At 44.5% G+C, this 25719-nt stretch carries 23 protein-coding genes and 1 other annotated feature; of the genes, 5 read left to right on the top strand and 18 right to left on the bottom strand.

The genetic code is table 11. The features are described from left to right. Window positions 1-89: 89 nt before the first annotated feature. A complete protein-coding gene (locus ACTW1R_RS00230; RefSeq protein ID WP_005226468.1) occupies window positions 90-575 on the bottom strand; it encodes a DUF2798 domain-containing protein in 486 nt (161 codons plus the stop codon). A gap of 258 nt (window positions 576-833) precedes the next feature. Here ACTW1R_RS00230 and ACTW1R_RS00225 point away from each other — a divergent pair, with 258 nt between their 5' ends. Continuing rightward, entirely contained in the window at window positions 834-2207 is a 1374-nt protein-coding gene (locus ACTW1R_RS00225) for an MFS transporter (protein ID WP_074934334.1), read from the top strand. A 121-nt stretch (window positions 2208-2328) separates the two neighbouring features. Here ACTW1R_RS00225 and treP read toward each other — a convergent pair whose 3' ends face one another. Further along, on the bottom strand, window positions 2329-4308 hold the full coding sequence (treP, locus tag ACTW1R_RS00220; protein ID WP_074934335.1) for a PTS system trehalose-specific EIIBC component: 1980 nt from the start codon (window positions 4306-4308) through the stop codon (window positions 2329-2331). Window positions 4309-4644: 336 nt separating this feature from the next. On the opposite strand from treP, the gene ACTW1R_RS00215 reads away from it, so the two are divergent. Genes ACTW1R_RS00215 through treR form a run of 3 tightly spaced genes read left to right on the top strand, consistent with a single transcriptional unit; the run spans window position 4645 to window position 8708 of the window. Then, entirely contained in the window at window positions 4645-7272 is a 2628-nt protein-coding gene (locus tag ACTW1R_RS00215) for a glycoside hydrolase family 65 protein (RefSeq protein ID WP_489927365.1), read from the top strand. A 14-nt stretch (window positions 7273-7286) separates the two neighbouring features. Continuing rightward, window positions 7287-7937, top strand: a complete 651-nt coding sequence (gene pgmB, locus ACTW1R_RS00210; RefSeq protein ID WP_005232889.1) for a beta-phosphoglucomutase — start codon at window positions 7287-7289, stop codon at window positions 7935-7937. 54 nt (window positions 7938-7991) lie between these two features. Continuing rightward, window positions 7992-8708 (top strand): trehalose operon repressor, encoded by a 717-nt coding sequence (treR, locus tag ACTW1R_RS00205; protein WP_005226457.1) that lies wholly within the window; start codon window positions 7992-7994, stop codon window positions 8706-8708. 298 nt (window positions 8709-9006) lie between these two features. On the opposite strand, the gene rny is transcribed toward treR, so the two are convergent. The 7 genes from rny to yfmF form a co-directional block, all read right to left on the bottom strand. After that, complete coding sequence (gene rny, locus ACTW1R_RS00200; protein ID WP_005232891.1) at window positions 9007-10581, bottom strand: ribonuclease Y; 1575 nt, start codon at window positions 10579-10581, stop codon at window positions 9007-9009. 243 nt (window positions 10582-10824) lie between these two features. Continuing rightward, complete coding sequence (recA, locus tag ACTW1R_RS00195; protein WP_005226448.1) at window positions 10825-11868, bottom strand: recombinase RecA; 1044 nt, start codon at window positions 11866-11868, stop codon at window positions 10825-10827. A 102-nt stretch (window positions 11869-11970) separates the two neighbouring features. Continuing rightward, entirely contained in the window at window positions 11971-13209 is a 1239-nt protein-coding gene (locus ACTW1R_RS00190; RefSeq protein WP_005226441.1) for a competence/damage-inducible protein A, read from the bottom strand. 127 nt (window positions 13210-13336) lie between these two features. Next, window positions 13337-13918: a CDP-diacylglycerol--glycerol-3-phosphate 3-phosphatidyltransferase gene (gene pgsA / locus ACTW1R_RS00185; RefSeq protein ID WP_005226440.1), complete on the bottom strand. Its 582-nt coding sequence runs from the start codon at window positions 13916-13918 to the stop codon at window positions 13337-13339. A 132-nt stretch (window positions 13919-14050) separates the two neighbouring features. Beyond that, entirely contained in the window at window positions 14051-14953 is a 903-nt protein-coding gene (locus ACTW1R_RS00180; protein WP_016608952.1) for a helix-turn-helix domain-containing protein, read from the bottom strand. 464 nt (window positions 14954-15417) lie between these two features. Beyond that, entirely contained in the window at window positions 15418-16716 is a 1299-nt protein-coding gene (gene yfmH, locus ACTW1R_RS00175) for an EF-P 5-aminopentanol modification-associated protein YfmH (protein WP_074934338.1), read from the bottom strand. Then, window positions 16709-17977, bottom strand: coding sequence for an EF-P 5-aminopentanol modification-associated protein YfmF (yfmF, locus tag ACTW1R_RS00170; RefSeq protein ID WP_060791695.1), 1269 nt, complete (start codon window positions 17975-17977; stop codon window positions 16709-16711). The genes yfmH and yfmF overlap by 8 nt, the downstream gene beginning before the upstream one ends. A 161-nt stretch (window positions 17978-18138) precedes the next feature. On the opposite strand from yfmF, the gene mscL reads away from it, so the two are divergent. Continuing rightward, window positions 18139-18585, top strand: coding sequence for a large conductance mechanosensitive channel protein MscL (mscL, locus tag ACTW1R_RS00165; protein ID WP_005226421.1), 447 nt, complete (start codon window positions 18139-18141; stop codon window positions 18583-18585). A gap of 95 nt (window positions 18586-18680) precedes the next feature. On the opposite strand, the gene ACTW1R_RS00160 is transcribed toward mscL, so the two are convergent. From ACTW1R_RS00160 to gltX, 9 genes are all read right to left on the bottom strand, one after another. Next, window positions 18681-19133 (bottom strand): GNAT family N-acetyltransferase, encoded by a 453-nt coding sequence (locus tag ACTW1R_RS00160; RefSeq protein WP_010748489.1) that lies wholly within the window; start codon window positions 19131-19133, stop codon window positions 18681-18683. A gap of 61 nt (window positions 19134-19194) precedes the next feature. Further along, a complete protein-coding gene (locus ACTW1R_RS00155) occupies window positions 19195-19440 on the bottom strand; it encodes a Veg family protein (RefSeq protein ID WP_005226417.1) in 246 nt (81 codons plus the stop codon). 87 nt (window positions 19441-19527) lie between these two features. Continuing rightward, window positions 19528-20091, bottom strand: coding sequence for a sigma-70 family RNA polymerase sigma factor (locus ACTW1R_RS00150; protein WP_015508689.1), 564 nt, complete (start codon window positions 20089-20091; stop codon window positions 19528-19530). Window positions 20092-20186: 95 nt separating this feature from the next. Beyond that, on the bottom strand, window positions 20187-20705 hold the full coding sequence (locus tag ACTW1R_RS00145) for an NYN domain-containing protein (protein ID WP_010748486.1): 519 nt from the start codon (window positions 20703-20705) through the stop codon (window positions 20187-20189). After that, complete coding sequence (gene rlmB / locus ACTW1R_RS00140; RefSeq protein WP_005226411.1) at window positions 20702-21541, bottom strand: 23S rRNA (guanosine(2251)-2'-O)-methyltransferase RlmB; 840 nt, start codon at window positions 21539-21541, stop codon at window positions 20702-20704. Before rlmB ends, ACTW1R_RS00145 begins: the two co-directional genes overlap by 4 nt. Continuing rightward, the gene (locus ACTW1R_RS00135; RefSeq protein WP_005226405.1) at window positions 21507-21929 is read right to left on the bottom strand and encodes a Mini-ribonuclease 3; all 423 of its coding nucleotides are present in this window, start codon (window positions 21927-21929) and stop codon (window positions 21507-21509) included. The genes rlmB and ACTW1R_RS00135 overlap by 35 nt, the downstream gene beginning before the upstream one ends. Continuing rightward, window positions 21926-23338, bottom strand: a complete 1413-nt coding sequence (cysS, locus tag ACTW1R_RS00130; RefSeq protein ID WP_016608947.1) for a cysteine--tRNA ligase — start codon at window positions 23336-23338, stop codon at window positions 21926-21928. The genes ACTW1R_RS00135 and cysS overlap by 4 nt, the downstream gene beginning before the upstream one ends. Next, on the bottom strand, window positions 23331-23867 hold the full coding sequence (epsC, locus tag ACTW1R_RS00125; protein ID WP_026008130.1) for a serine O-acetyltransferase EpsC: 537 nt from the start codon (window positions 23865-23867) through the stop codon (window positions 23331-23333). Before epsC ends, cysS begins: the two co-directional genes overlap by 8 nt. 65 nt (window positions 23868-23932) lie before the next feature. Then, window positions 23933-24131: a binding site (T-box leader), on the bottom strand. Then, entirely contained in the window at window positions 24128-25585 is a 1458-nt protein-coding gene (gltX, locus tag ACTW1R_RS00120; protein WP_016608945.1) for a glutamate--tRNA ligase, read from the bottom strand. It overlaps the preceding feature by 4 nt. Window positions 25586-25719: the final 134 nt, after the last annotated feature.

The raw sequence follows: 25719 nt of genomic DNA, 5'->3' as shown, positions 1-25719 counted from the left end.
AACGTGCCGCAAGTCCAGGTATCGCCAAGCCAGCTGTTTTAGCTAACCTTGGCAGAACCTGTCTGCAGTACGTTTTTTCTAATGATCGATTATTCCCCTAGTACTGGCTGTTCTTGCACAGTGCCAATAGGAAACAAGGCGCGAAACACCCGGCGAACGATTGGACCTGCAATGAACAATTGCAACGGCAATGCGACGATCACATTTTTCCCAATGTTGCTTAGCCAATTGACGAACACCGAGTGATCAGGGTTTGGGTGCATCAACGCACCAAAGAGTGACATACAGATCACCATGCCGGCGATCATCAATGAAGAAATCAACCCGATTTTTTTCCAAGTAGCTGATTGATGGTCCAAAAATCGAAACGCCAAACCTTTTGCCGGACCAGAAACAATGAACCAATCCAAAATAAAGGCCACACAAAGGGCTAATGGCAATTCATTCCACGCCAATTGGAATGCCAATGCAGAAACACCGACTTGAAACATGAGGTTATAAACACTCATAAAATACACCATAAAAATACACATAAGTGTCGTATAGATCAAACTTTCTTTTTTGTTGATGGGCATGTAACAACTTCCTTTCTCTTTTTCGTACTCGACTATTCTAGCAGAAGAAAATTTTTCGTGTAAGTAAAAGTTTGAAAACTTTCAAAAAAGTTTTTTGCTATTTTTTTATCCACTTCTCTTGACACTTTCTTATGAAGTCAGTAGAATAGCGATAGATTAAATCGTACAGATAACAAGCGGGTTCGCTTGTCGAGAGAGAGGCGGTTTCTATGAGAATAGAAACGGTCTCTTTTTTTGCGAATTTTTAGAGGTGAGAATATGGAAAACAACAAAAAACTCGTGGGGGCGATCCTCGCAACCGGATTGATGTCATTTGCAGGTGTGCTGATTGAAACAGCCATGAATGTAACGTTTCCGACATTGATCGATCAATTTACGCTTTCAACATCCGATGTTCAATGGGTGACGACCATCTACTTACTGGTCATCTCCATCATTGTCCCAATATCGACCTACCTTTTGAAACGCTTCTCATTGAGAACCTTGTTTCTAGCTGCCAATGCCTTTTTCCTTGTTGGCTTGGTGATCGACTTTTTATCGCCGACGTTTGCCGTTTTGCTGATTGGCCGCTTTTTCCAAGGTGCCAGCACAGGGATCGCACTGCCTTTGATGTTCCACATCATTTTGACTTACTCCCCCTTTGAAAAACGGGGAGCGACAATCGGCTTAGGGAATTTGACCACTTCCATCGCTCCAGCGATCGGACCGACATATGGGGGCTTATTGACCGCCCATTGGTCTTGGAATGCGATCTTTCTTTTCTTGATCCCAGTCTTGCTGATCTCCCTAGTACTCGGCCTTTACTCGATCCCTAAAACGGCTGGGGCAAAAGACACTTCCCTGGATTTACTGAGTGTATTAGGAATCGTCTTGATGTTCAGCGGCTTCTTATTGTTCTTGAATCAAGTAGGCACCTTAGCGAGTCTACTGCCGCTGCTTTTCGGTTTCATTGGTGCTGGCTTGTTTTATCAACGCTCAAAAGGCCCGAACCCTTTGATTCGTTTGGCTGTTTTGAAAAACCGTAGCTTCAGTTTGTTTCTGTTTGGCTTTCTTGTTTGTCAGTTCCTTTTACTGGGCATTTCCTTTGTCTTGCCGAACTTTGTCCAACTCGTCTTGGGAAAAGATGCCTTTACTGCAGGATTAGTTATGCTTCCTGGGGCGGCGATCGGGGCGATCCTTGCGCCGATCTCTGGTCGGTTGCTGGATAAAGTTGGACCGAAAAAACCGATCCTGTCTGGTTTGACGTTGATTGCCATCGGTTGGCTTTCCTTAGCCCTCGTTTTGCGTTCGCCTTTCATTTGGAGCCTAGTTGCTGGACATGTCTTTTACATGATCGGGATCGGCTTAGCCTACAGCAATATGATGACCACCGGCTTAAACAAGCTGACTCCTGCGTTGTACGCGGACGGTAATGCGATCTTTAATACGCTACAGCAATTTTCTGGTGCAGTGGCGACGGCTGTGGTGGCGACCATCATCAATTTGGCACAAAATGCGGCGACCGATTACACCCAAGGGACGGTCATCGGCTCTCAAATCGCCTTATTCTTTTTGTGGGCCTTAGTCTTACTGACTTTCCTATTAACGATCAACTACTTCCGTAAAAGCACCGACAAAAAAGCCGTCAGCTAACTGCGGCTTTACCCATTGAAAACCAAGACAAAAGCCGCTCTCCCTTGAGGGCGGCCATAAAAAAATCCGCTTCCGATCCCCCTTCTTAGTCAAAGGGCGCTCTCGGAAACGGATTATTTTTTTAGTTTAATTCAGCTGAACCAACCGCTGTTTTGGCTGTCACTGTGCCTGTGGTCGTCAATGAAAGCTGACGCACTTTTTCGGCATTCGTGATGACTGTTAAAACATCTGTCTGTTTGCCAGCTGCGGTCACTGCATCTAGATCCATCACTGCAATCTTCGTTTCTGGTGTGACCGTGTCACCTTCAGAAACAAGGACCTCAAATGGCGCACCTTTTAATTCCACAGTATCTAAGCCCATATGAACAAGAACTTCCGCGCCACCAGACGTTAAAATCCCAATTGCATGCTTTGTTTCAAAAATGCTAGAGATCGTACCTGCAACAGGAGCATAAATCGTTCCATTCGTTGGCTGAACAGCAAAGCCGTCACCCATCATTTTTTGAGAAAAGACAGGATCAGAAACTTCAGTGATGGCAACTACTTTCCCATCAGCTGGGGCATAAAGGGTTTCTTCTGAAACTTGTGCCGCTTCTGGGGCTGCAGTTGTCGGTGCAGCCGTCGTTGGTGCAACAGCCGCTGCTGCAGCTGTATCAGCAGCCAATTGCGGTTCTAATTTATTTAAGAAGGTAACTTTTCTAAAGATGATGGTGCAAACAAACGTGATGGCAATCGTCACCGCCATTGAGATGAAGACCATTGGATAGTTTTCAATTTTAAATGATAAGAAGCCAGGCAGTCCCCCTACACCAATACCTAATGCACGGGTATTCGTTGCAGTGATCAGCATTCCACCAAAGGCAGAACCTACCATTGCTGCGACAAATGGGTAAACATATTTCAAATTGATCCCGAACATCGCTGGTTCAGTAACCCCCATGTAAGCAGAAATCGTTGCTGGAACAGAGACTTGTTCTTCTTTTTTATTGCCACGGTGAAGGAACCAAATCGCCAATACTGCCGTACCTTGCGCAATATTTGACAGCATGATCATTGGCCAAAGGTTGGTTGTCCCAAAATCCGCTACTAATTGAGAGTCGATCGCTAGCGTTGTATGATGCAATCCGGTAATAACCAAAGGCGCATACAAGCCACCGAAAATGAAACCAAATAACCAGTTTAATGGTGAGGTCAAGCCAGCATTTACGACCCAAGAAATGCCTGATCCGATTTGCCAACCGATTGGACCTAACACCATGTGGGCTGCTAAAATAGTTGGCAGCAATGAGAACAATGGAACGAAGATCATTGAAACCGCTTCTGGAATCCATTTCCGGAAGAATCTTTCAAGATAAACCAATAAGAAACCTGCCAGCATTGCTGGGATCACTTGTGCTTGATACCCAATTTTATCAATAGTGAAGAACCCGAAGTCCCACGTATAATTTTGAGCAATTTCTGCAGCAGAAGTTGAACTTACTGAATAAGCATTTAATAATTGCGGTGAAACCAATGTAATCCCTAAAACAATCCCTAATATTTGCGTGGTTCCCATCTTACGTGTAATACTCCAAGTAATCCCTACTGGTAGAAAGTGAAAGATGGCTTCACAGGGCAGCCATAAAAAGCCGTTGACACCGTTCCAAAAAGTAGAAGCTTGTGTAATGGTTTGTCCACCTAGAGCTTCTAGCGGTACACCTTCTAAGAAATTTCTCAGCCCTAGCATCAAACCACCGACAATAATCGCTGGTAATAACGGGGTAAAGATCTCAGCTAACGTAGCGATCGCTCGTTGCACGATATTTTGATTGTTTTTTGCAATCGCTTTACTTTGTTCTTTAGAAACACCTTCTATTCCTGATACATCGGTAAAATCATTGTAAAACGTTGAGACATCATTGCCGATAATGACTTGGAATTGTCCCGCATTGGTAAACATTCCTTTGACACTTGGAATTTCTTCAATTGCCTTTTCGTTTGCTTTTGACTGATCGTTCAAAACAAAACGCATCCGTGTCGCGCAATGTGTTACTGCGGCGATATTTTCTTTGCCGCCAACATATTCCAGCAGCTTCTCAGCATCATCACGATACTTTCCCATAATTAATAAACCCCTTTCATCTCCACTTGTATATATATGTTTTGATTACGCACTAATCATAACTTGATAATTTTGATATTGCAAGCGTTTCAAACCAATTTTTTTCACTTTTTCTATAAACAATACAAGCAAATAGCAAAGTTACGATATAAAAACCTTGATAAATAAACGTTTTTTAAAATATTTCATTAATATAAAATAATATTGCTAACAACTTTATTTACTGTTTATTTTACAAAAAAGAATAAAAAAACAGGCTAGATAAATTGAAATAGCTTACAATTTACGTTATAATCATTTTGCATGTATAGACAAGTTTAAAGGAGGACAACTACTGTGAATACGATTATATTGTCTAAGGAACAATGGCTGTTAACGGATCAAACTGGTACGACCTATCCGTTTTCTGGAACTGACAGTGAGCGCGTTGCCGCACTGACCGCGCAGCTGCAGCAAATGGAAGGTGGCGGGATCGTCTCTGAATCGCTGGTGTTTACGAATGAAGAAGGGACTTTTTCACTGGACCAATGGTTGACAGAAAAATTGAATCGTCCCTTTGTTTGCACTACGAAAGAACAGTATGAAGAAAAAACTGCTGAAATTCCTTGGCGCCTCGAATACTATGGCTACACCCCTGGTAAAGATGAATACTCGGTGGAGTCACTTTTAACCGTCGGTAACGGCTATTTAGGGCTGCGAGGCACAACGCCTGAGATGACCATTTGTGAAGCGAACTATCCAGGACTGTATTTAGCAAGTCTTTACAATACGGTGGAATCGGATGTTTCTGGTCATACCATCAGCAATGAAGACTTCGTCAATGCACCGAATCTGCAAAAAATGTACGTAAAGATCGATGATGAAGTGATCGATATCGCCAACAATCAGCTCCTTTACTTTAAACGGACATTGGATCTGAAGACCGGCTTGTTCCAATCAGTGGCAGAAATTGAAACCAAAAAACAAAAGCGTCTGCGAATCGAAACGAAGAAGATCGCCAATATGCAAGACGTTCACCAATACAGCTTGGTCTATCAGTTTACCCCGCTGAACTTTTCTGGCGCCGTTACCTTCGTCAGTGAAGCCGACGGATCGGTCTATAACTATAACGTCGCTCGTTACCGTAGTTTAACTAACCAGCATTTGACCGTGAAAGAGGCAGCAGCTGAACAAAACAAAGCGCATTTAGTGGTCACCACTAACCAATCACAGATTACCGTTGTCCAATCCTCTGAACTGTTTTCACAGGACCTGCCATTGGCTGAGCTGCAAGCTGAAACAACCGACCAGCTCATCCGTCAGCAAGTAACCCTTGAGGTGACGGAAGGACAAACTTATCGGGTCGAAAAATCAGTCACTGTTGCCGCTTATCGCCAAGAAGAGCCGCAACCGGCATTTACGTTTTCTTCCTTAGCATTACCTGATTTTGCGACGATGTATACCGCCTCAAAACAAGCCTGGGCTGAATTATGGGCGAAAGCGGCCATCGAAGTCACTGGTGACTTGATGTCGCAAAAAATGCTGAATCTGCATACGTATCATCTGCTGGTCTCCGCAGCACCGAATGCTTATCAGGAGTCCTTAGATGCCAGTATCACTGCCCGTGGCCTACATGGTGAAGCCTATCGCGGTCATATTTTCTGGGATGAACTGTTTATCTTACCGTTTTACATTCTACATTTTCCTGACACCGCCAAAGAAATTTTGCTGTATCGCTACCGCCGCTTAGCTGCTGCCAAAAAAGATGCCCAAAAAGCTGGCTACCAAGGCGCCATGTTCCCATGGCAATCAGGATTGGATGGCAGTGAGCAATCCCAAGAACTGCATTTGAACCCTATCAGCGGCGAATGGAAAGAAGATCACAGTCGCTTGCAACGCCATGTCTCCTTAGCGATCGCTTATAACATTTGGCAATACTGGCACAACACGCAAGATCGAGTCTTCATGGAACAATATGGGTTAGAATTGATGTTAGAAGTCGCTCATTTCTGGCAAAGTGCTGCCACCTGGGATGATGCTGCTCAACGTTACTTTATCGATAAAGTCATGGGACCAGATGAATTTCATGAAAGCTACCCAAATAGTGAACAAGGCGGCTTGAAAAACAACGCCTATACCAATATGATGGTAGTATGGTTGTTTGAAGAGATCGAGAACCTTCAACAACAACTTTCCGCAGAGAGCTTCCAAGCGGTATTAGAGAAAACGGCTTTAACCCCTGCAAATATTGCTGCTATGGCAGATATTCGTACCAAGCTGGGCTTAGAGATCGATCCAGAAGGCATCATTGCACAATTTGAAGGGTACTTCCAGCTGGAAGATCTGGATTGGGCTCACTACAAAGAGAAATATGGCAACATCTATCGGATGGACCGCATCTTGAACGCTGAAGGCAAGAGTGCTGACAGCTACAAAGTCGCGAAACAAGCGGATAGTTTGATGATTTTCTACAATTTCTCAAAAGAGCAAGTCAATCAGATTTTGGCAGATCTTTCTTACCAGCTGCCAACAGACTATATTGAAAAAAATCTCCATTATTACTTGGCTCGTACCTCCCACGGCTCGACGTTGTCACGCATCGTTCATGCCCAGTTGGCGGCAATGGTAGATGATCAGGAGTTGGCTTGGTCATTATACCAAGAAGCCCTCTCTTCTGATTACCGTGATATCCAAGGCGGGACTACAGCAGAAGGCATTCACGCCGGTGTCATGGCTGCTACGTTGTTTATTCCATTAACCACTTTTGCTGGGATCGATATTCGAGAAGAGCAGCTGCAGATCACGCCAAACTTGCCGAAAGCTTGGGACAGCTTAGCCTTTCAGCTAGAAGTTCGCGGCACCCGCTTTGCGATGAATGTTACACATGAAACATTGACGATTACCGCTGATCAGCCAGTCATGATCTTAGTGAATGGGCAACAAGTTTCTCTAGAAGCAAAGAAAGAAGCAACGATTACTTACTAAAAGGAGTGTTACACATGAAAAAAGGATTTGTTTTTGATTTAGACGGCGTTATCACGGATACGGCCAAATACCACTACATTGCATGGAAAGAATTAGCTGCGGAGATCGGGATTGAGATCGATTTGAAGTTCAACGAGCAGTTAAAAGGCATCAGCCGCATGGACTCTTTAGAGCGAATCTTAACCCTAGGCAACAAAAATGATGCCTACACAGAAGTCGAAAAAGAAGCGTTAGCGACGAAGAAAAATACCCACTATGTACAATTATTACAAAGCTTGACTCCTGATGATCTATTGCCAGGGGTAAAGACATTCCTTGATGAAGCCAAAGCAAAAAACATTCCTTGTGCGATCGCTTCGGCATCCAAAAATGCACCGTTTATTTTGGACAAACTTGGGGTCATGCAAGACTTTGATACGATCGTTGACCCAGCAACCTTGAAAAAAGGCAAACCAGATCCAGAAATCTTTATCCAAGCAGCGCTGGCACTAGGCATTGAACCGGCAGAAGCAGTTGGCTTTGAAGATGCTCAAGCAGGGATCGACGGTATCAAAGCTGCTGGTATGTATGCGGTAGGCGTTTATTCAGGAGAAGAATTACACGGTGCAGATGTGATCGTTGAAAAATTAACGGACCTAAACATTGACGAACTTTTGGCGAAATAGTCGATTGCATTTCCAAATTGGCCTCGCTATAATAGCCAAAGAGGGGGCAATCCGATGAACAAGTTCAAAGAAATATTTTTAGATTTAGAACAAAAAATTCTAGCAAACGAATACCCTCCGCATTCTTTGCTGCCTAGCGAAAACCAATTGATCAAAACTTATGGTGTCTCCCGCGAGACTGTCCGTAAGGCATTGAATTTATTGCGGGATGCTGGTTATATCCAAAAGAAACAAGGGAAAGGTTCAATCGTTTTAGACTTGAATCGCTTTGATTTCCCGATTTCTGGCTTGACGAGTTTTCGAGAGCTGCAAGATACCCAACGCATTCCTAGTGAAACAAAGGTTGTCGAGATCCGTAAGATCGCCGTCTCGCCAAAGCTGCACGAGACTACTGGTTGGCCTGTCGCCTCTGAGGCATGGAAACTGATCCGTCAGCGGAGAATCGATGGAGAAGTGGTGATTTTGGATAAAGATTACCTTGATGCTTCTATCATCGAAGAGTTGCCAGAAAACCGAGCGAAAGTATCGATTTTTGATTACTTTGAAAATGACCTTGGCCTTGAGATCGCTTATGCACAAAAAGAAATCACTGTTGACCCCGTCAACAAAGAATTGCGGGATCTAATGGATCTGCGTCCTGAAGATCAGCATGTCGTTACGGTTCGCAGCCTCGTGTATCTAGAAGACACGCGCTGTTTTGAATACACCGAATCGATCCACCGACTGGATAAATTCCGCTTTGTGGACTTTGCCCGCCGACGCAAGATTTGATGGACGTATAGACGTGAAACACATGAAACAGACCTGGACTTCCCCGAGAAGTCTGGGTCTGTTTTGTTTTTCAATAGCCTCCCACTCGATAATACTGGATCGATCCTCCCATTTTTCGCCTCTGTCGCTATCGAGCCATCCTTTTGCTTGCTCGTTGTTCTATTGCCGGCGAATAAAAAAGGCACGATCATTTATGGGACTGATGAAATAGAGTTGATTTTGCAAAACTCAGCCGTTCTTATTAACAATCAGCTACACAAAAAAGCAGTACCCTCTGAGAGGATACTGCTTTTGCTTGCTATTTGGCGTAATCCGTTGCGCGAGTCTCGCGAATAACGGTTACCTTGATATGACCTGGGTAATCCAAATCGTCTTCGATCTTCTTGCGGATGTCGCGAACCAATCGTACAGCATCCAAATCAGAAATCTCTTCTGGTTTGACCATTACACGGACTTCACGTCCGGCTTGGACTGCAAAACTGGAATCGACCCCTTTGAAGCCGTTGGCGATATTTTCTAGATTTTGCAAGCGGCGAATATAATTTTCCAATGATTCGCTGCGGGCACCTGGACGGGCTGCTGACAAGGCATCTGCGGCTGCAACTAAAACAGAGATAACCGATGTTGCTTCAACATCTCCATGGTGAGAAGCGATCGCATTGATCACCACACCATTTTCTTTGTATTTGGCAGCTAACTCAGCCCCGATCTCAACGTGAGAGCCTTCGATTTCATGGTCAAGGGCTTTCCCGATATCATGCAAGAGTCCAGCACGTTTGGCTAACTGGATATCTTCGCCTAATTCTGCGGCAAGAACACCGGTTAGTTTTGCGACTTCGATCGAGTGGTTCAAGACGTTTTGTCCGTAGCTGGTACGGAAACGCAAACGACCTAAAATCTTGATCAAGTCTGGATGAAGGGTGTGGGCGCCGACTTCAAAGGCTGCTTGTTCCCCATATTCACGAATATGCTCATCCATTTCTTTCCTAGATTTTTCGACCATTTCTTCAATTCGGGCTGGATGGATCCGGCCGTCTTGAATCAGTTTTTCAAGGGTCATACGAGCAATTTCACGGCGAATCGGATCAAATCCTGATAAGACGACTGCTTCTGGCGTGTCATCGATGATCAAATCGATCCCTGTCAAGGTTTCAAGGGTGCGAATGTTCCGACCTTCTCTTCCGATGATTCGACCTTTCATCTCATCGTTTGGTAATGATACGACCGATACCGTGGTTTCAGACACTTGGTCTGCGGCACAACGTTGGATTGCTAAGGACAAGAGATTTTTTGCTTTTCGATCTGCTTCTTCCTTCGCACGCTGTTCAGATTCTTTGACCATGATCGTTAATTCATGGTTCAATTCCTCTTCCGTTGATTTCATGATCAACTCTTTTGCTTCATCTCTAGACAGCGCAGCGATGCGCTCTAATTCTTTCTGTTGTCCATCGATTAAGTTTTCTACTTCTTTTTCTCGCTCGTCAATTAATTGTTGTTTCTCACTAAGTCTGCCTTCTTTATCTTCAAGTGAGCGTTCTCGTTTTTCCAAAGAATCGTCCTTACGATCAAGTACTTGTTCTCTTTGGAGTAAACGATTTTCTTGTGATTTTAAATCAAGTTTGCTTTCTTTCAACTCACTTTCAATCTCTGACCGATACTTCTGATTTTCTTCCTTAGCTTCTAACAATGCTTCTTTTTTAAGAGTTTCTGCTTCTTTCTTAGCGCTTTCGATAATTCCAGCTGCAGAATTTTGGGCGCCGTTGATTTCTTTCTCATGACGAGATTTCGTCACATAAACTCCTAATCCAAGACCGACAATTAAACCGATGATAGCGAGGAGAATGTAAAGTAGTTCCAATGAATCCACCTCCATACTATCTTTTTAAATATTTTGTAATTTTGATTAACAAAGGATAACAAAATTATCAATTCGCTACTTCTTATGTGGAAATCCACATACGTTTATTCTAATGTTTGAACCCAAGAGTGTCAACTTTAAATAATAAAGTAAACTTTCGCAACCCTTCCTTTTTACGGATGTTTTTTCAACAATGGACGAATCTAGCAAAAAACCACAAAAAAGCCAAACAACGAGGTTGTTTGGCTTTTTCAAGACTTAGTCGTCTAATGGTAATTCTTCTTGCGCTTCCTCAAGGGTTACGGTCTCTCCTGTTCCAATCCCGTAAGCATCGCGGACGCGAGCAGAAACTTCTAGCATCATTTCTTGGTGTTCACGCATGTAGTTTTTGGCGTTTTCACGACCTTGACCGATACGATCCCCTTTATAGGCATACCACGCACCGCTTTTATCGACGATGTCTTGTTCCACGGCCATATCCAGCAATTCACCTTCTTGGGAAATCCCTTGACCATACATCATGTCGACTTCTGCTACTTTAAATGGTGGCGCTACTTTGTTTTTGACTACTTTGATCTTCGTGCGGTTCCCGATGATATCTGTACCGGATTTCAATTGCTCAGCACGACGTACTTCCAAACGGATGGTTGAATAGAATTTCAACGCACGACCACCAGGCGTCGTTTCTGGATTCCCAAACATGATCCCAACTTTTTCCCGAATTTGGTTGATAAAGATCGCGATCGTTTTCGTTTTGTTGATGGAACCAGAAAGTTTCCGTAATGCTTGTGACATCAAACGAGCTTGCAAACCAACGTGGGTATCACCCATTTCACCGTCGATCTCCGCCCGTGGGACTAAAGCTGCTACCGAGTCAATGACCACGATATCAACCGCACCACTTGAAACTAAGGCGTCAGCGATCTCTAATCCTTGTTCCCCTGTATCTGGTTGTGATAACAAAAGATCATCGATATTTACGCCTAATTTTTGCGCATATTGAGGATCTAACGCATGTTCGGCATCGATAAATGCTGCTGTTCCGCCATTTTTTTGGACTTCCGCAATGGCATGTAAAGCAACTGTCGTTTTACCAGAACTTTCTGGGCCGTAAACTTCTACGATCCGTCCTCGTGGGTAACCACCTACACCTAATGCAACATCCAAGGCCAATGAACCACTTGGGATCGTTGAAATTTGTTGATCAACTTTTTCGCCAAGCTTCATGATGGCACCTTTACCATAGTTCTTTTCAATCTTCTTTAGTGCAGCATCTAAGGCTGCTTTACGATCATCTGCCAAACGGATAATCCTCCTTATATTCATCACTTTCGTGTGTCGTTCATAAGATAATAATAGTCCTTCTGACGGGAAATTGCAAGAAAAAACGAACAAACATTCGCATTAATTTAATAATTCCTTACGTATTTGATTTAAGCCCGCCATGACGGCACTATGCCGAATATAGGCGCGGTCGCGGTTGAAGTGATACAGCTGGCTCGAGACGCCTTTGTCAGAAGCTAAGGCGATCCAAACGGTGCCTTTAGGCTGACCTTCTAACTCGTCTGGACCAGCAACACCAGTAAACGCCACCGCATAATCAGTCTCGGCTTGTTTGCGGGCATAGACGGCCATTGCTTCTGCACATTCCTGGCTAACAGTTCCATAACTTTCCAAAAGCCCTGGATCGATGCCTAAGAGCTTGCTTTTTGTTGCAGCAGAATATGTCACGAACCCACCGGGAAACACCTCAGAGACGCCAGGAATCCCTCCTAGGGTCGCTTGGAACAAACCAGCGGTCAAACTTTCCGCTGCGGTGACGGTTTTCTTTTTCTCGATCAGTCGCTCGACGACTGTTTCTGCCAGCGAATTTTGTTCCCCATACCCATAGAAATACGCACCGACCCGTGCTTGGACGGTTTCTTCTAACGCATCCAATTGTTTGATCCCTTGCGCCTCGTCTGCGGTTTTGACCGTCAGACGCAGCGTGACCTCATTGGGTTTGGCATAAGGAGCGATGGTGGGATTGACTTGATTCTCGATCAAATCGGCCAATTCTGTGACCAATGCCGATTCCCCGATCCCGTAATAGCGCAAAACGCGAGAAAGCAAGACCTCTTCTTGGGGAAACTGCTCTAACAGAAGTGGTTTTGCGTGGGTAAGAAACATCGCCTGTAGTTCACTTGGTGGTCCTGGCAGCAGCAAATAACTGGTAGCGGCTGTCTGATAAAAGATCCCGATCGCTAGTCCATTGGGATTTGGCAAAGACACACCGTCCTTAAAAACGAGGGTCTGCCGCAAATTGTTTTCCGTCATCCTCCGTTGACTATTTTCAAAGAAGGCTTTCAATTGGTGATAACCTGGTTCATCTCTGACTAACTCTTGTCCCACATGACGGGCAGTGACTTGTTTCGTCAAGTCATCGTCGGTGGGCCCTAAGCCGCCGCACAATACGATCAAGTCGCTGCGTTTGTCGGCGATCGTCAGCAATTCTTCTAAGCGATTGGGGTTGTCCCCGACAACACTATGATAAAAAACATCGATCCCAAGACTTGCCAGTTCTTCCGACAAGAAGGTCGCGTTCGTATTCACCACCTGTCCTAAAAGTAATTCGGTCCCGACTGCAATAATTTCTGCTTTCATTCGTTTACTCCTTCATTTATCAGATACGTAAAAGTCTTTCATATTGACAAAAAAAGTCCAGAAAACTTCTGAACTTTCGTGACTTGTATCCTTGTTTTTATCGCTTCTTTATCTAGATCTAGAAATTTTACATAGAATCTTTAAAAACATTCGTATTTTTTATGAAATAATCGACCCCGGAATAGATCGTGAAGATCAAACATAGATACAACATGATTTGATCGATAGGCAAACCGATCATTGAAAAGGGAATGTTGTTCAAGAACAAGAAAATGATCGCAACCATTTGTGTCGCGGTTTTGATTTTCCCTGGCCACGCAGCAGCCATGACTTCCCCGCTTTGTTCCACTAACAACAAGCGTAAACCTGTCACTGCCAACTCGCGGCAAACGATGATCGAAACTACCCAGCCTGGGGCTTTGTCTAATTCAACCAGCATGATAAAAGCCGTCATGACGAGCATTTTATCTGCTAACGGGTCAGCAAACTTCCCGAAGTTGGTAACAAGGCCTCTGGAACGAGCGATCTTGCCATCTAGCCAGTCTGTAATGCTGGCTGCCGCAAAAAGGATCGCTGCAATAAGGTGCGTGTTTTCTAATTGTGTCGTACCAACGGTCAGCGTGCCAAGATCGATTGGCAAAACCAAGACCAAAATAAAGATGGGGATCATAATGATCCGTAATACAGTTAATTGATTGGGTAAATTCACGAAATAGACTCCTCTCTGCCGACTATTGTACGAAATAACGGCAAATCATGCCACTACTTCTGCTTTTCAATGGTCGGATGCAACAGATAACTTTTTAGCTAATGATACCTCAATAAGGCGCATTTGTCAGATTTATGCCGCATCGTCTTGGTATTCAATCACGAGGCGGACTGTCTTTTGTAACAATTCAAATTGCGGGTCAGAAAAGTCCACTTCCTGACCATTGGCAGTGATGGAGATATTTTGACTTGCGCCCAGGGTCAAGGTCGCATTCGTGGCGCCTTCTGGCAGCGTCATCGATTGCGTTTCTCCCGCTTGAACAGTGTATTGGTACACATAAGCGTTGTCGACTTGTACACCGACCCAACAAGAAGCATCTAGCCCAGTAAATGCTAATTCAATAGGATTTTCCGCATCTTTCATCGTGATCGTGATCGACGATTGCGTCGAATCACTGGCAGTCATCGTCATTTTCGCTTCGCTGGATTCCGTCGTACTTGAGGACTCAGTCGCTTCACTGGAGGTACTGGTTTCTTCCGTACTTGACGTGGTGGAAGCGGTAGACGCTGAATTTTCTACCACAAGAGAAGAGCTTCCTTGGATCATCGGCGTTGTATTCCGGTCTTGCCAAGCCATGTAGCCCACGATACTCACGATCGTAATGGCCACCAGGCCTAATAGAATCATCGGCAAATAGCGGACGACAAATGAGCCGCTTTTTTCTTCTACGTGCTGTGCTTTTCGTGAGCCGCTGACGGTTTCAGGCTGCGGTCTTTTTGGTAAGGGGGCGTCTAACGTATCTTTGCCATCAAAAACGGCTACCAATTTGTCGCCGTCTTCTCCAACCGCTGCTGCATATTGGCGAATAAACGCACGGACATAAAAAGTGCCTGGCAATTGATCAAAACGCTCTGCTTCAATTGCTTCTAAATAGCGTTTTTGGATCTTTGTCATTTGTTGTAATTCAATCAATGAAATGTTTTTATCTAAACGGGCTTGCCGTAATTTTGCTCCAATCGTTGTTTCGTTGGCCACTCGATCATCTACTCCAGTCTTTTATTCATCTTTAAAAAAAGCCCTAAAATCGCTTCGCTGCTTGTCGTAAGGTCAGCAAAGCTGCTCTATCATTTTAAAACAGGGGTTCCCTGTATACGTCAATAAAAAAAACTCCGTCACGCCGATTGCCATCTGAGCGCGCCGTCTACTAAATATAACATTTTTTCCGTGATTTTTTGTAAAAAAACAAAAAAAGATTTTGCTTCAATAATTAAAGAATACCATAAAAGAAAAAGTCTGAGGATAGCCTAACCACAACTCGCAAACAAATTTTAATACTTTTCGCCAAATTGGCATCAAATTGCAAGAAAAAACCACCCTTTGACGCAAAAAGAAAACACTGAATGACTCAGGAGTTGGCCAGCCCTTGTTCTGTTGGGCGTTCCTCCTTGAATCAGTCAGTGTCGCTTAGATGATAGCTGTTTGACAAAACCAGCCTTCGCTTAGGCTTTTTCCGTTGGATACATGTAAAAACGACTAAACGCTTTAGGATCGATAAAGGAACGAGCCGCTTGCTGGACATCTTCCAAAGTGATCGATTGGATCACCTCTGGCAGATCAAAGAGCGTCGTTTCACCGAATAAACTTTGGGTAAACTGGTTTGCGATAAACTCCAGTGAGTTCAGTGATTGGAAATATTTTCCTAGCATTTTCTTCTTCAATAACGTCAAGTTTTCTTCATTGATCTCTGGATCTTGCTGAAAATTCATTACGATCGCTTCGATCTCTGCCAACATTTTTTCTGGCTCTTCAGAATCTCCCGAGAAGTCGGCAAAGTAAAAGCCGCGATCCAAGTTCACTTCAAACCCAAATGTGTCGTCGATGATGCCTTGATCATACAAACGCAAATAATTGGCGGAAGTATTGCCTAACACCAATTGGCAGAAAAGATTCAACGCATTTTTGAAGCGCAAGAGCTCTCTTCCTGATTTCGGCAGTTTGTTCAAGTCCCCTTTGATCCCTAATACGCCTTTGGCACGTGTTACTGGCATGGTAAGACTTGATTCTGCTTGAATATCGGCAAAGGTTTCTTCAGGAAACTGGCGAATGATCGCCTGCGTTTCTGGAAAGGTCTTGGCCGCTTGATTGGTCCGAATCCACGCCATCGTTTCTTCAGGATCGATATTGCCTACCACAAAAAGCGTCATGTTGCTTGGGTGATAGAAGGTATTGTAGCAAAGATACAAGTCTTCAGCGGTGATCTGCGCAATGCTTTCCACCGTACCAGCGATATCGATATGCAAGGGGTGCTTCGGATACAGATTTTTGATGATACCGAAAAACTGCTGCCAGTTTGGATCGTCATCATACATTTGGATTTCTTGACCAATGATCCCTTTTTCTTTTTCGACGGTTTCTTCTGTGAAATACGGGGCTTGAACGAAATCGATCAACGTTTCAAGGTTCAGCTTGATTTGATCGGTTGCCGAAAAAAGGTAGCTGGTTTTCGTGAAACTGGTAAAGGCATTGGCAGAAGCCCCCTGCTGACCAAAGGTTTGAAAGACATCGCCGTCTTCTTTTTCAAACAGTTTGTGCTCTAGAAAATGGGCAATGCCATCAGGAACTTGATGCAATGCTTCGGGTGAAAACCCGAAATGATTGTCGACAGAGCCATAGTTCGTACTGAAAAGTCCGTAAGTTTTATGGAAATCGGCTTTTGGCAGCAAATAAACTTTCAAGCCGTTTGGCAATACTTCTTCATAAAGGGTCTCATTGATTTGCTGATAGACTTTTTTATTCATGGGTCGTCTCCTTATCCAGGAAGAATACAGCTTGCAAGGACACGTTTTGAGCCAATGCTTGGACATCAGCCACGGTCACTTGTGCCAATTTCTGCATAAATTCATCTTCCGTCATTTTCGTATTCGGTACCCACTGATTCAGATAGGCTGTTTCGATCAGTGCTTGTGGGTTATCCAATGAAAGCAAGTACTGGTTTTTCAACATCGCTTTTGTTTGTGCCAGTTCTTCCGCGGTGACTTCGCCACGCTGCAAGCTTTGCAGCTGCTGTTCGATCAATTTGAAGACCTTATCGCGGTTTTTGCCATCGATCCCCGTTTGGACCGACAAATACCCACGAAACGTATCGATACTGCTAGAAGCATAATACGCCAAACTTTCTTTCTCTCGGACATTCATAAACAGTTTTGAATGAGGGAATCCGCCAAACAACCCGTTGAAGACCATAAAGGCGATCCGCTCGGCTTGGTCATAATACACGCCAGTATGATAGCCTAAGTTCAATTTGGCTTGGATGATTGGTTCCCGCAAGATTTTCTCGCGAATGATATTTTCCGCCGCTTGCTGATAAAAGACCGGCATTGCTTGGTCTGGCCGATCGGTAAAGGCCATGTTTTGGAAGAGCGCCGCAACTTCTGCTTCAACCACATCGCCGATCACGAAAAGATCGATTTGATCATTGTCCATCATTGAGCGATAGGTTTGGTAAAGCTCTTTTGCGGTCACAGCTTCTAAGTCTTGGGGACGGCCAAAGCTCGGATACTTCTGATTCTGATCGTTTTCGAAATACAACTCTTGCAGCCCTAAAGAAGCCAATGCTTGCTTATCTTCTGCCACGCTGTTCATATAGGCGATCAAGTTGTGCTTTTCGATGGTGAAGTTCTTTTCTTCAAACTGTTCCTCGTGGGCATTCGGATGGAACAAAACTTCTGCTAAAAAAGCGGCTGCTTGCGGCAATACTGCTTCATCTGACACGTACTTCCCGTTGACAAAGGACATCGCTGCATTGATTTGATGCAGATTGCCCCGTTTGTTGACATTCATACCAAAGCTGGCACCGTAAAGCTCTGCCAGCTGACTGCTAAATGCGGTCTGTGTCGGATAAGCCAAACTAGTCGTTTCTAATAAACTGGTCAATAAGGTCCGTTTGGCGGTCATTTCAGCCTGCAATGGTGCAGTAAACCGAACGAAAAAACGGATCGTTTTATACTTTTTGGTCGGTAGCACCGTTAACCGAACACCTTTTTTTAATTCAATAGACATGTGACACCCCTTCTAGAAGCAAAATTATCTCTTCAATTATAGCATAGCTGACAAACTTTCTCCTCGGCTCGCTGATCAAACCTGCTGCAGCGAGCGTTTTTTTTTATAAATCCCGCGTTTTTCGCTATACTGTCAGTAAGATTTAGAAGGGAGGATACAGGATGATTAAAGAATTTAAAGAATTTATTTTACGAGGAAACGTCATTGACTTGGCGATCGGGGTCGTGATCGGGAGTGCCTTCACCGCAATCGTCACTAGTTTAGTTGAAGGATTGCTGACACCATTGGTTTCATGGATCTTATCACTCTTTGGTAACGCAGATGCCTTTTCTGGCTTGGTCTTTGAACCAGCCAAAAATGTGGTCTTTGATTTCGGCCGCGTAATTACTGCCATTATTACGTTCTTGATTACCGCATTTGTCTTGTTCTTGATTGTCAAAGCAGTCAACAAACTACGCAATCTGAAACAACAACCTGAGGAAGAAGAAGTACCAGAAGTCACTGCAGAGGATTATTTAGAAGAGATTCGTGACCTTCTAAAAGCGCAAACGCCTCCTGCCAACACTGTTGATCCACGTCCAACATCATTGGATGATACGATCCGATAAAAAAACGGCTCTTAGTCAATAAGGTCGAAAGAAGCGATTCGGATTCATCCGATCCATCAATCATAGCGCTAAAAGAAGCAAGCACGCGAACCTCGCTAGAGAGTCGCTGTGCTTGCTTCTTTTTTCATCCCGACATGCAGGATCCCGTCTTCATAAAAAGGCGGTGTAATGGTTTTAAAGCCATACTGGCCGTAGAATTTTTCTAAGTGGGCTTGTGCTTCGATCTCAATAGGCAAAGCTGGATAACACTGCTCAATGCGATGCAAAACTTCTTTGATCAGACGATGGCCTTCTTTTTGCCCCCGGTATGCTGGTGCCACAATGACCCGACCAAAATGCACCGTTTGTTCCTGCTGGAAAATACGGGCGTACGAAACGATCTGCCCTTCCTCATCAAGGGCCCATAAATGTTTAGCTTGTGCATCGATCGCATCGATCTCTTGATACGCACACGCTTGTTCCACCACAAAAACCGCTGTACGCAAACGGGCAAGCTGATAAAACTCCACCCCAGTCATTTCCCCTAACTCTTTTAGAAAAAACGCCATCCCATCACTCCTTATCTTATTGAACCAAAAAAGAGTCAACAAAGTGTCAACTCTTCTTGTTTCAAACAGCTTCTGATAAAAATTCAATCTCAACAGTTCTAGTTAAAATATCTGAATAACTATAAGAAACCCGCTCGAATGAATTCTCATTTGGATCCAAATCTACAACAAAAACTGAAGGATAAGTTTCTGTCAAAACGCCGCGACGTTCAGTTTGACGCTTACGTCCAGTCTGAGCAACTAGCATAATCTCACTACCGATACGGCCTTCTAAATCTTTCTTGATCGTAGCTAAAGTTGTTGGCATCGCATTCACCTCGAGCATCATCATACCACGAAAAGCAGAAAATTTCAAGTTTACCATAAAATAATTCTACTTTCAATAAGATTTTTGTTAAACACCCTTGATAAGCGCTATCAACTTTGTCCGACCGCGACTGAAAGCGCTTTTTATTTTTTCATAAGGCAGCTTTTCTTGAGCGGCAATCTGATCAAGTTCTAATCCTTTTAAATAATTCATTATAACCATTCGTTCTAAAGACGATAAACTTTTCGGATACTCTGCCAACGATTCATTAACGAACAAGTAGGTCTCTGCAGTTTCCGCACAGCGATTATGATCGGTCAAAAACCGATTGCCTTCTTGTAAAAGCTTTTCTTCCAGCGAGCAGGCATCGACCTGGGCTTTGCGTTTTTGGGCATGCTGCGCCCGCAACAGGCTGCAGATACGGTTCTCAAAGGAACGCTTAAACAAGATACCGATCGTCGTTCCTTTGTCCTTATCGTAAGTCTTTAGACACTTATTAAAAACGATCCTGCCTTCTTGCAGCCAATCGTCTAAGTCATAATCCCGCAGATAATACTTTTTATGCAAAATCTCAACGATCGGTCGATATTTTCTGAACAACTCTTCAAATCTATCTGAACGGTGCGATACTTGTCTTTCCTTTGTGCGCATCGAGATCACTCCTTTTGTTTTTGCTTCATTTGCTACAAAAGGAGCGTATCATAAATGGCTTGGACATCTTCTAATTTACCAGACCAACTTTGTCCCTAACTAAGGTCTTGCAATTTCTTTTCAAGTTCGGCTAATTGTTCAGGTGACCAAGGGGAATTGCGTCGGAAATTTTCAAACCGCAAGTCGGTTTGATGCTCGTGGATGTCTTTTTCTGTTTTTTCCACGCTTTTGTACAATTCCCGTGCCGAAGTTCGCAAAGCACCTTGAGAGAAGATCACCCACTGTTCGGCTAAATCGCTGGTAGCGACGGTGACTTGGGTCAATCGATTGTTTAATTCACCAGCGATTCGTTCGATGTAGCTGTCGGCGGTCTCTCCTTCTTCGGTAAAAATAACTTCCAGCTGATATTTGGTGTAACTTTGGGTCACACCAGGCACCAGTTGGGCATCAAAAACAACGATGATTTTCAACCCTTCATATTTTGCATAATTCGACAGCCGATTCAGTAAGGCTTCTCGGGCATCTTCTAAACGGTCCTGATTTTTCAAAAGAACCAGCTCCGGCCAAGCGCCAATCATATTGTAGCCATCCACGATCAGCAAAGGGGTTTTCATTGGGACGCCCCATTTCGGCTAGTAAAGGCCTGATACATCAACAAACCTGCCGCCACACTGGCATTCAAGCTCTGCACGTGCCCAGTCATTGGGATCGTCAGCATTTGATCCACTTCTTTTTTCAAACCTTCCCCCATTCCGCGACCTTCGTTGCCGATGATCAAACCGACCGCCCCTTGGGCATTCCATGTGCGGTAATCACTGCCACTCATATCCGTACCGAAGATCCAAAAACCAGCTTTTTTCAGTTGCTGGACTGCTTGGGTCAAGTTGGTCACGCGGGCCACAGGGATATGTTCCACTGCGCCGGTCGACGTTTTCACCACGATTGGCGTGATCCCCACCGCACGGTGTTTTGGAATGATGATCCCGTCTACGCCGCTGGCATCAGCGGTTCGCATGATGGAGCCGAAATTATGGGGATCTTCTAGATTATCTAAAATCAGATACAGCGGCTGTTCTTTCGTTTGGGCCAACAATTCATCCAAGGTCAAATACTGATAAGGGGTGATCGCCAAGATCATGCCTTGATGGACCCCTTGGTCACTCATCGTATCCAGCTTTTGTTTTGGCACCCATTTGACTGGAACTGCCTGTTCCCGCGCCATTTCTTTCAAACGATCGATTTTTTCTCCCCGTGCTTCTTCGGAAAGAAACAGCTTGTTGCCTCGCCCTTCTTTCAAGGCTTCAGCAACCGCATGATAGCCGAAGACAAAATTATCTTCGATGGCTTCTCCAGCGGCTTCTTTGCGGCGATCCGGTTTATTTTCTTGTCTGGCTTCTGATCGGCCAGCTGTTTTTTTATTTGGACGCTTTCTTTGCGGTTTTTCTCGCATCTTCTTCTCCTACTTTCTTTATACACCAGTCTATTAGCTCGTCTAAGCGTTCTTGTTGCTGCGTGAGGTGCAAATACCCGATCAGCGATTCAAAGCCAGTAGCGATACGATACGTCGTGACATCGGCATTTTTGGCGCCCGTATGGCTTTTACTATTGCGGCCGCGGCGGTAAAAATCATGTTCTTCTTCGGTCAGGATCTCTTCATCCAACATCTTTTGGATCAATGCCGCTTGGGCTTTGGCCGACACATAGTGGGTCGCCATATGGTGCAGTTGGTTCGGGCGGGTTTGGCCTTGGGCGACTAAATAATCGCGAATATAGACTTCATAGACCGCATCCCCCACATAGGCCAATGCCAAACCATTCAATTGTTTATAATCTCTCATGCTTCTCGTCTCCATCGGGTTCCTTGCGGGGTATCTTCTAAGATGATCCCTTGTTCTTTCAACTCATCACGGATTTGGTCGCTGCGGGCAAAATCTTTGGCTTTGCGGGCGGCGATCCGTTCATTGATTAGCTGTTCGATTTCTTCATCCAGCAATTCTTCGGATACAAAATAAATCCCGAAAATCGTCAGCCATTCGCTGAATTTGGCTAATCCAGCGGCTAATAAAGCCAAATCTGTTTCTGGGTCTTCGCTAGCTAAGTTCAGCCACTTCGCCAATTCATAGACCACAGTGATCCCGTTAGCCGCATTGAAATCGTCGTCCATTTCTTTGACGAAACGTTCTTCAAATTCTTCCAGAACCGCTGCATGGATTTCCTCATCGCTGGCTTGATAATGACTGCTATTCAAGCGGAATTTGGCATTTTCATAAGTCGTCCGCAATTTTTGCAGGTTGGTTTGTGCTTCATGCAAGGTAGTCTCACTGTATTTGATTGGTCGGCGGTACTGGGTCGTTGCCAAAAAGAAACGCAGCACCTGCGGATCAACTTTTTTGACCATCTCATGCACTGTGACGAAGTTGCCCAGTGACTTACTCATTTTTTCTTCGTCTTCACCGATCGTCACATAGCCGTTATGCATCCAATAGTTGGCAAAGGTCTTGCCAGTTTTCGCCTCGCTTTGGGCGATCTCATTTTCATGATGCGGGAAGGTCAAGTCTTGTCCGCCTCCATGAATATCGATGGTCTCGCCTAGGTGTTTGGTAGCCATCACCGAGCATTCGATATGCCAGCCAGGACGACCGGCTCCCCAAGGAGATTCCCAAGCGATCTCATCGCCTTTTGCCGCTTTCCACAAAGCAAAATCCAACGGATCTTCCTTGATTTTTTGTTCTTCACCGGTCCGCTGGCTTGCGCCGACTTCCAGCTCATCGATGGATTGGTCGCTTAATTGCCCATAGTGAGCAAATTTACGGGTACGGTAATAAACATCGCCATTGACTGGATAGGCATAGCCTTTTTCTACAAGAGCAGCAATAAAGGCAATGATGTCTTCGATATGATCCATCACACGAGGATTCATCGTAGCAGGTTTGACGTTCAGCGCTGCGGTATCTTCATTGAAGGCGTTGATAAAACGCTCTGCCACTTCTGGGGCCGTCGTGCCTAATTCTTTTGCCGCACGAATGATTTTATCATCGACATCGGTAAAATTCATCAAATAGTCCACTGTATAGCCGCGGTATTCAAAATAACGGCGCACGGTATCAAACGACACAGTACTGCGGCCATTCCCGATATGGATGTAGTTATAGACGGTGGGTCCGCAAACATACATTTTTACTTTTTTTTCTTCTAATGGCTGAAACACTTCTTTTTCTCGTGTCAGCGTATTATAGATTTTAATCATCGTGGGTAACCTTCTTTCCTTTGATTCGAACGATCTTTGCTGGGATTCCGACAGCAGTTGCTTCTGCGGGGATATCCTTCAAAACCACTGCATTGGCGCCGATCTTTGCACGCTCACCGATCGTGACAGGGCCTAAGATCTGCGCATGGGCTGAGAGAAACGCACCGGTTTTGACCGTGGGATGACGCTTGCCCCGCTCTTTACCGGTTCCCCCTAAGGTGACCCCGTGAAACAAGACGACATCATCTTCAATGATCGCCGTTTCCCCGATCACGACGCCCATCCCATGATCGATAAAGACCCCTTGGCCGATCTGCGCACCAGGATGAATCTCGATCCCAGTCAAGAAACGCCAAAACTGGGCCGTCAGTTTTGCCAAAAAATACCAGCGATGCTGAAACAAAAAATGCGACCAACGATGCCAAAACAAGGCATGAAATCCTGGGTATGTGATGATGATCTCCAACGTTGATCGTACCGATGGATCATGTTTTTTTGTTGCCGCAATTGCTTTTTTGAACCAAGTCATCTTCTCACCTACTTTATCCAAACTTCTTGATACGAAAAAAGCGTCTTTCAAATAAGTTTCCTTATTCAAAAGACGCTTTTTTGCGTGGTCCCACTTTTGTTCGCAGTTCGGCACTGCCTTCAAGCGGGTAACGTCCGCTGCTTCGTCTTTGACTTGCGCCAAAGCCACTCCTAGGTGCATTTCCTAGCCTTTTTTGACCACTCTCACCTTCCGTGGTCTCTCTGAAAAAAATCGGCTAGTACTTCGTCTATTCGCTGTGTTTATAACACGTTATTCAAATGATCAAGGGCTTTTTCTTTCCCTAATAATTCAACGGTATCTGGTAGTTCTGGTCCGTGGGTTTGGCCTGAGACCGCCACGCGGATCGGCATGAATAAATTCTTGCCTTTGATGCCTGTTTCTTTTTGGATCTCTTTGATGGCTGCTTTGACTGCCGCAGCCTCAACGACTGGCATCGCCTGTAATTTTTCTTTAAAGGCTGTCAAAACCGTCGGTACAGTTTCTCCTGCTAAGACTTCTTTGGCTGCATCATCTAATTCAGGGTGTTCTTCGAAGAACAATTCCGAAAGGTCGACGATTTGTGCCGCAAAACTCATTTGCGGTTGATACAGGGAAACGATTTTTTTCAACCAGGCAGCTTTTTCTTCGGTCAATGTTTCTTCGATGCGACCGGCTTTTACCAAGTAAGGGACGCACATTGCCGTCAATTCATCCAGATCCATTTGTTTCATGTATTGGTTATTGACCCATTCCAACTTCTTGGCATCGAAGGCAGCTGGTGATTTGCTCAACCGTTCAGGATCAAAGATTTTGATCAATTCTTCTTGAGAGAAGATTTCTTCTTCCCCTACTGGTGACCAGCCTAAAAGTGCAATGAAGTTGAACATAGCGTCTGGTAGATAACCCAACTCACGGTATTGCTCGATGAATTGGAGAATCGATTCGTCCCGTTTGCTTAATTTTTTCCCGGTTTCGCTATTGATGATCAACGTCATATGCCCGAATTCTGGTGCTTGCCAGCCAAATGCTTCATAGATCATCAACTGTTTTGGTGTGTTGGCGATGTGGTCATCTCCACGCAGCACATGGGTGATTTTCATATGATGGTCATCGACTGCTACTGCAAAGTTGTAAGTCGGCATACCGTCACGTTTTTGGATGACAAAATCGCCACCGACATTATCTGATTCAAAAACGATCTCGCCTTTGACCATGTCGTGGAATTTGTATTCAGTATTGCGAGAGACACGGAAACGAATCACTGGTTTCAAGCCTTGTGCTTCTTTTTCGGCTTGCTCTTCTGGTGTTAAGTTGGCACATTTCCCTGCATAATGGGGCATTTCGCCACGAGCTCTTTGGCCTTCACGTTCGGCTTCCAGTTCTTCTTCCGTACAATAACACTTATACGCACGATTGCTTGCAAGCAATTGATCGATCAGTGGTTGGTAGATATCGCCGCGTTCTGATTGACGATACGGACCGTATTCTCCTGGATTTTCAGGTGATTCGTCCCAATCCATTCCTAACCATTGCAAGTTTTCAAGCTGGCTTTTTTCACCATCTTCAATGTTTCTTTTTTGATCGGTGTCTTCGATTCGGATAATAAATTCACCGTCATTGTGACGAGCAAACAAATAATTGAATAAAGCCGTCCGAGCATTCCCGATGTGTAAATGTCCTGTTGGACTTGGCGCGTAACGTACACGTACTTTTGTCATTGTTTTCCTCTTCCTTCATCTGATTTCCAAGCCAGCCAAGCTGCTTGGGGCTTATTGTTCAGTTTAGTGGGAAAGACCCGCGTAAAAAACAGAACCCTCAAGTTGAATTGTACAATCAATAACCCAATTAGTAA

This window comes from Enterococcus sp. R12 (genome assembly GCF_058135755.1).
This window is presented reverse-complemented; position numbering and strand designations above follow the sequence as displayed.

Excerpts from the sequence above, each read along its gene's own strand:
- ACTW1R_RS00150 (WP_015508689.1), bottom strand. The coding sequence starts at position 20,091 with ATGCGCACAAAGGAAAGACAAGTATCGCACCGTTCAGATAGATTTGAA.
- ACTW1R_RS00155 (WP_005226417.1), bottom strand. The coding sequence starts at position 19,440 with ATGCCAACAACTTTAGCTACGATCAAGAAAGATTTAGAAGGCCGTATC.
- ACTW1R_RS00225 (WP_074934334.1), top strand. The coding sequence starts at position 834 with ATGGAAAACAACAAAAAACTCGTGGGGGCGATCCTCGCAACCGGATTG.
- gltX (WP_016608945.1), bottom strand. The coding sequence starts at position 25,585 with ATGACAAAAGTACGTGTACGTTACGCGCCAAGTCCAACAGGACATTTA.
- treP (WP_074934335.1), bottom strand. The coding sequence starts at position 4,308 with ATGGGAAAGTATCGTGATGATGCTGAGAAGCTGCTGGAATATGTTGGC.
- treR (WP_005226457.1), top strand. The coding sequence starts at position 7,992 with ATGAACAAGTTCAAAGAAATATTTTTAGATTTAGAACAAAAAATTCTA.
- yfmH (WP_074934338.1), bottom strand. The coding sequence starts at position 16,716 with ATGAATAAAAAAGTCTATCAGCAAATCAATGAGACCCTTTATGAAGAA.
- pgmB (WP_005232889.1), top strand. The coding sequence starts at position 7,287 with ATGAAAAAAGGATTTGTTTTTGATTTAGACGGCGTTATCACGGATACG.
- mscL (WP_005226421.1), top strand. The coding sequence starts at position 18,139 with ATGATTAAAGAATTTAAAGAATTTATTTTACGAGGAAACGTCATTGAC.
- ACTW1R_RS00230 (WP_005226468.1), bottom strand. The coding sequence starts at position 575 with ATGCCCATCAACAAAAAAGAAAGTTTGATCTATACGACACTTATGTGT.
- yfmF (WP_060791695.1), bottom strand. The coding sequence starts at position 17,977 with ATGTCTATTGAATTAAAAAAAGGTGTTCGGTTAACGGTGCTACCGACC.
- ACTW1R_RS00135 (WP_005226405.1), bottom strand. The coding sequence starts at position 21,929 with ATGAGAGATTATAAACAATTGAATGGTTTGGCATTGGCCTATGTGGGG.
- ACTW1R_RS00190 (WP_005226441.1), bottom strand. The coding sequence starts at position 13,209 with ATGAAAGCAGAAATTATTGCAGTCGGGACCGAATTACTTTTAGGACAG.
- epsC (WP_026008130.1), bottom strand. The coding sequence starts at position 23,867 with ATGACTTGGTTCAAAAAAGCAATTGCGGCAACAAAAAAACATGATCCA.
- ACTW1R_RS00145 (WP_010748486.1), bottom strand. The coding sequence starts at position 20,705 with ATGAAAACCCCTTTGCTGATCGTGGATGGCTACAATATGATTGGCGCT.
- ACTW1R_RS00160 (WP_010748489.1), bottom strand. The coding sequence starts at position 19,133 with ATGGCGTTTTTTCTAAAAGAGTTAGGGGAAATGACTGGGGTGGAGTTT.
- cysS (WP_016608947.1), bottom strand. The coding sequence starts at position 23,338 with ATGATTAAAATCTATAATACGCTGACACGAGAAAAAGAAGTGTTTCAG.
- rny (WP_005232891.1), bottom strand. The coding sequence starts at position 10,581 with ATGGAGGTGGATTCATTGGAACTACTTTACATTCTCCTCGCTATCATC.
- rlmB (WP_005226411.1), bottom strand. The coding sequence starts at position 21,541 with ATGCGAGAAAAACCGCAAAGAAAGCGTCCAAATAAAAAAACAGCTGGC.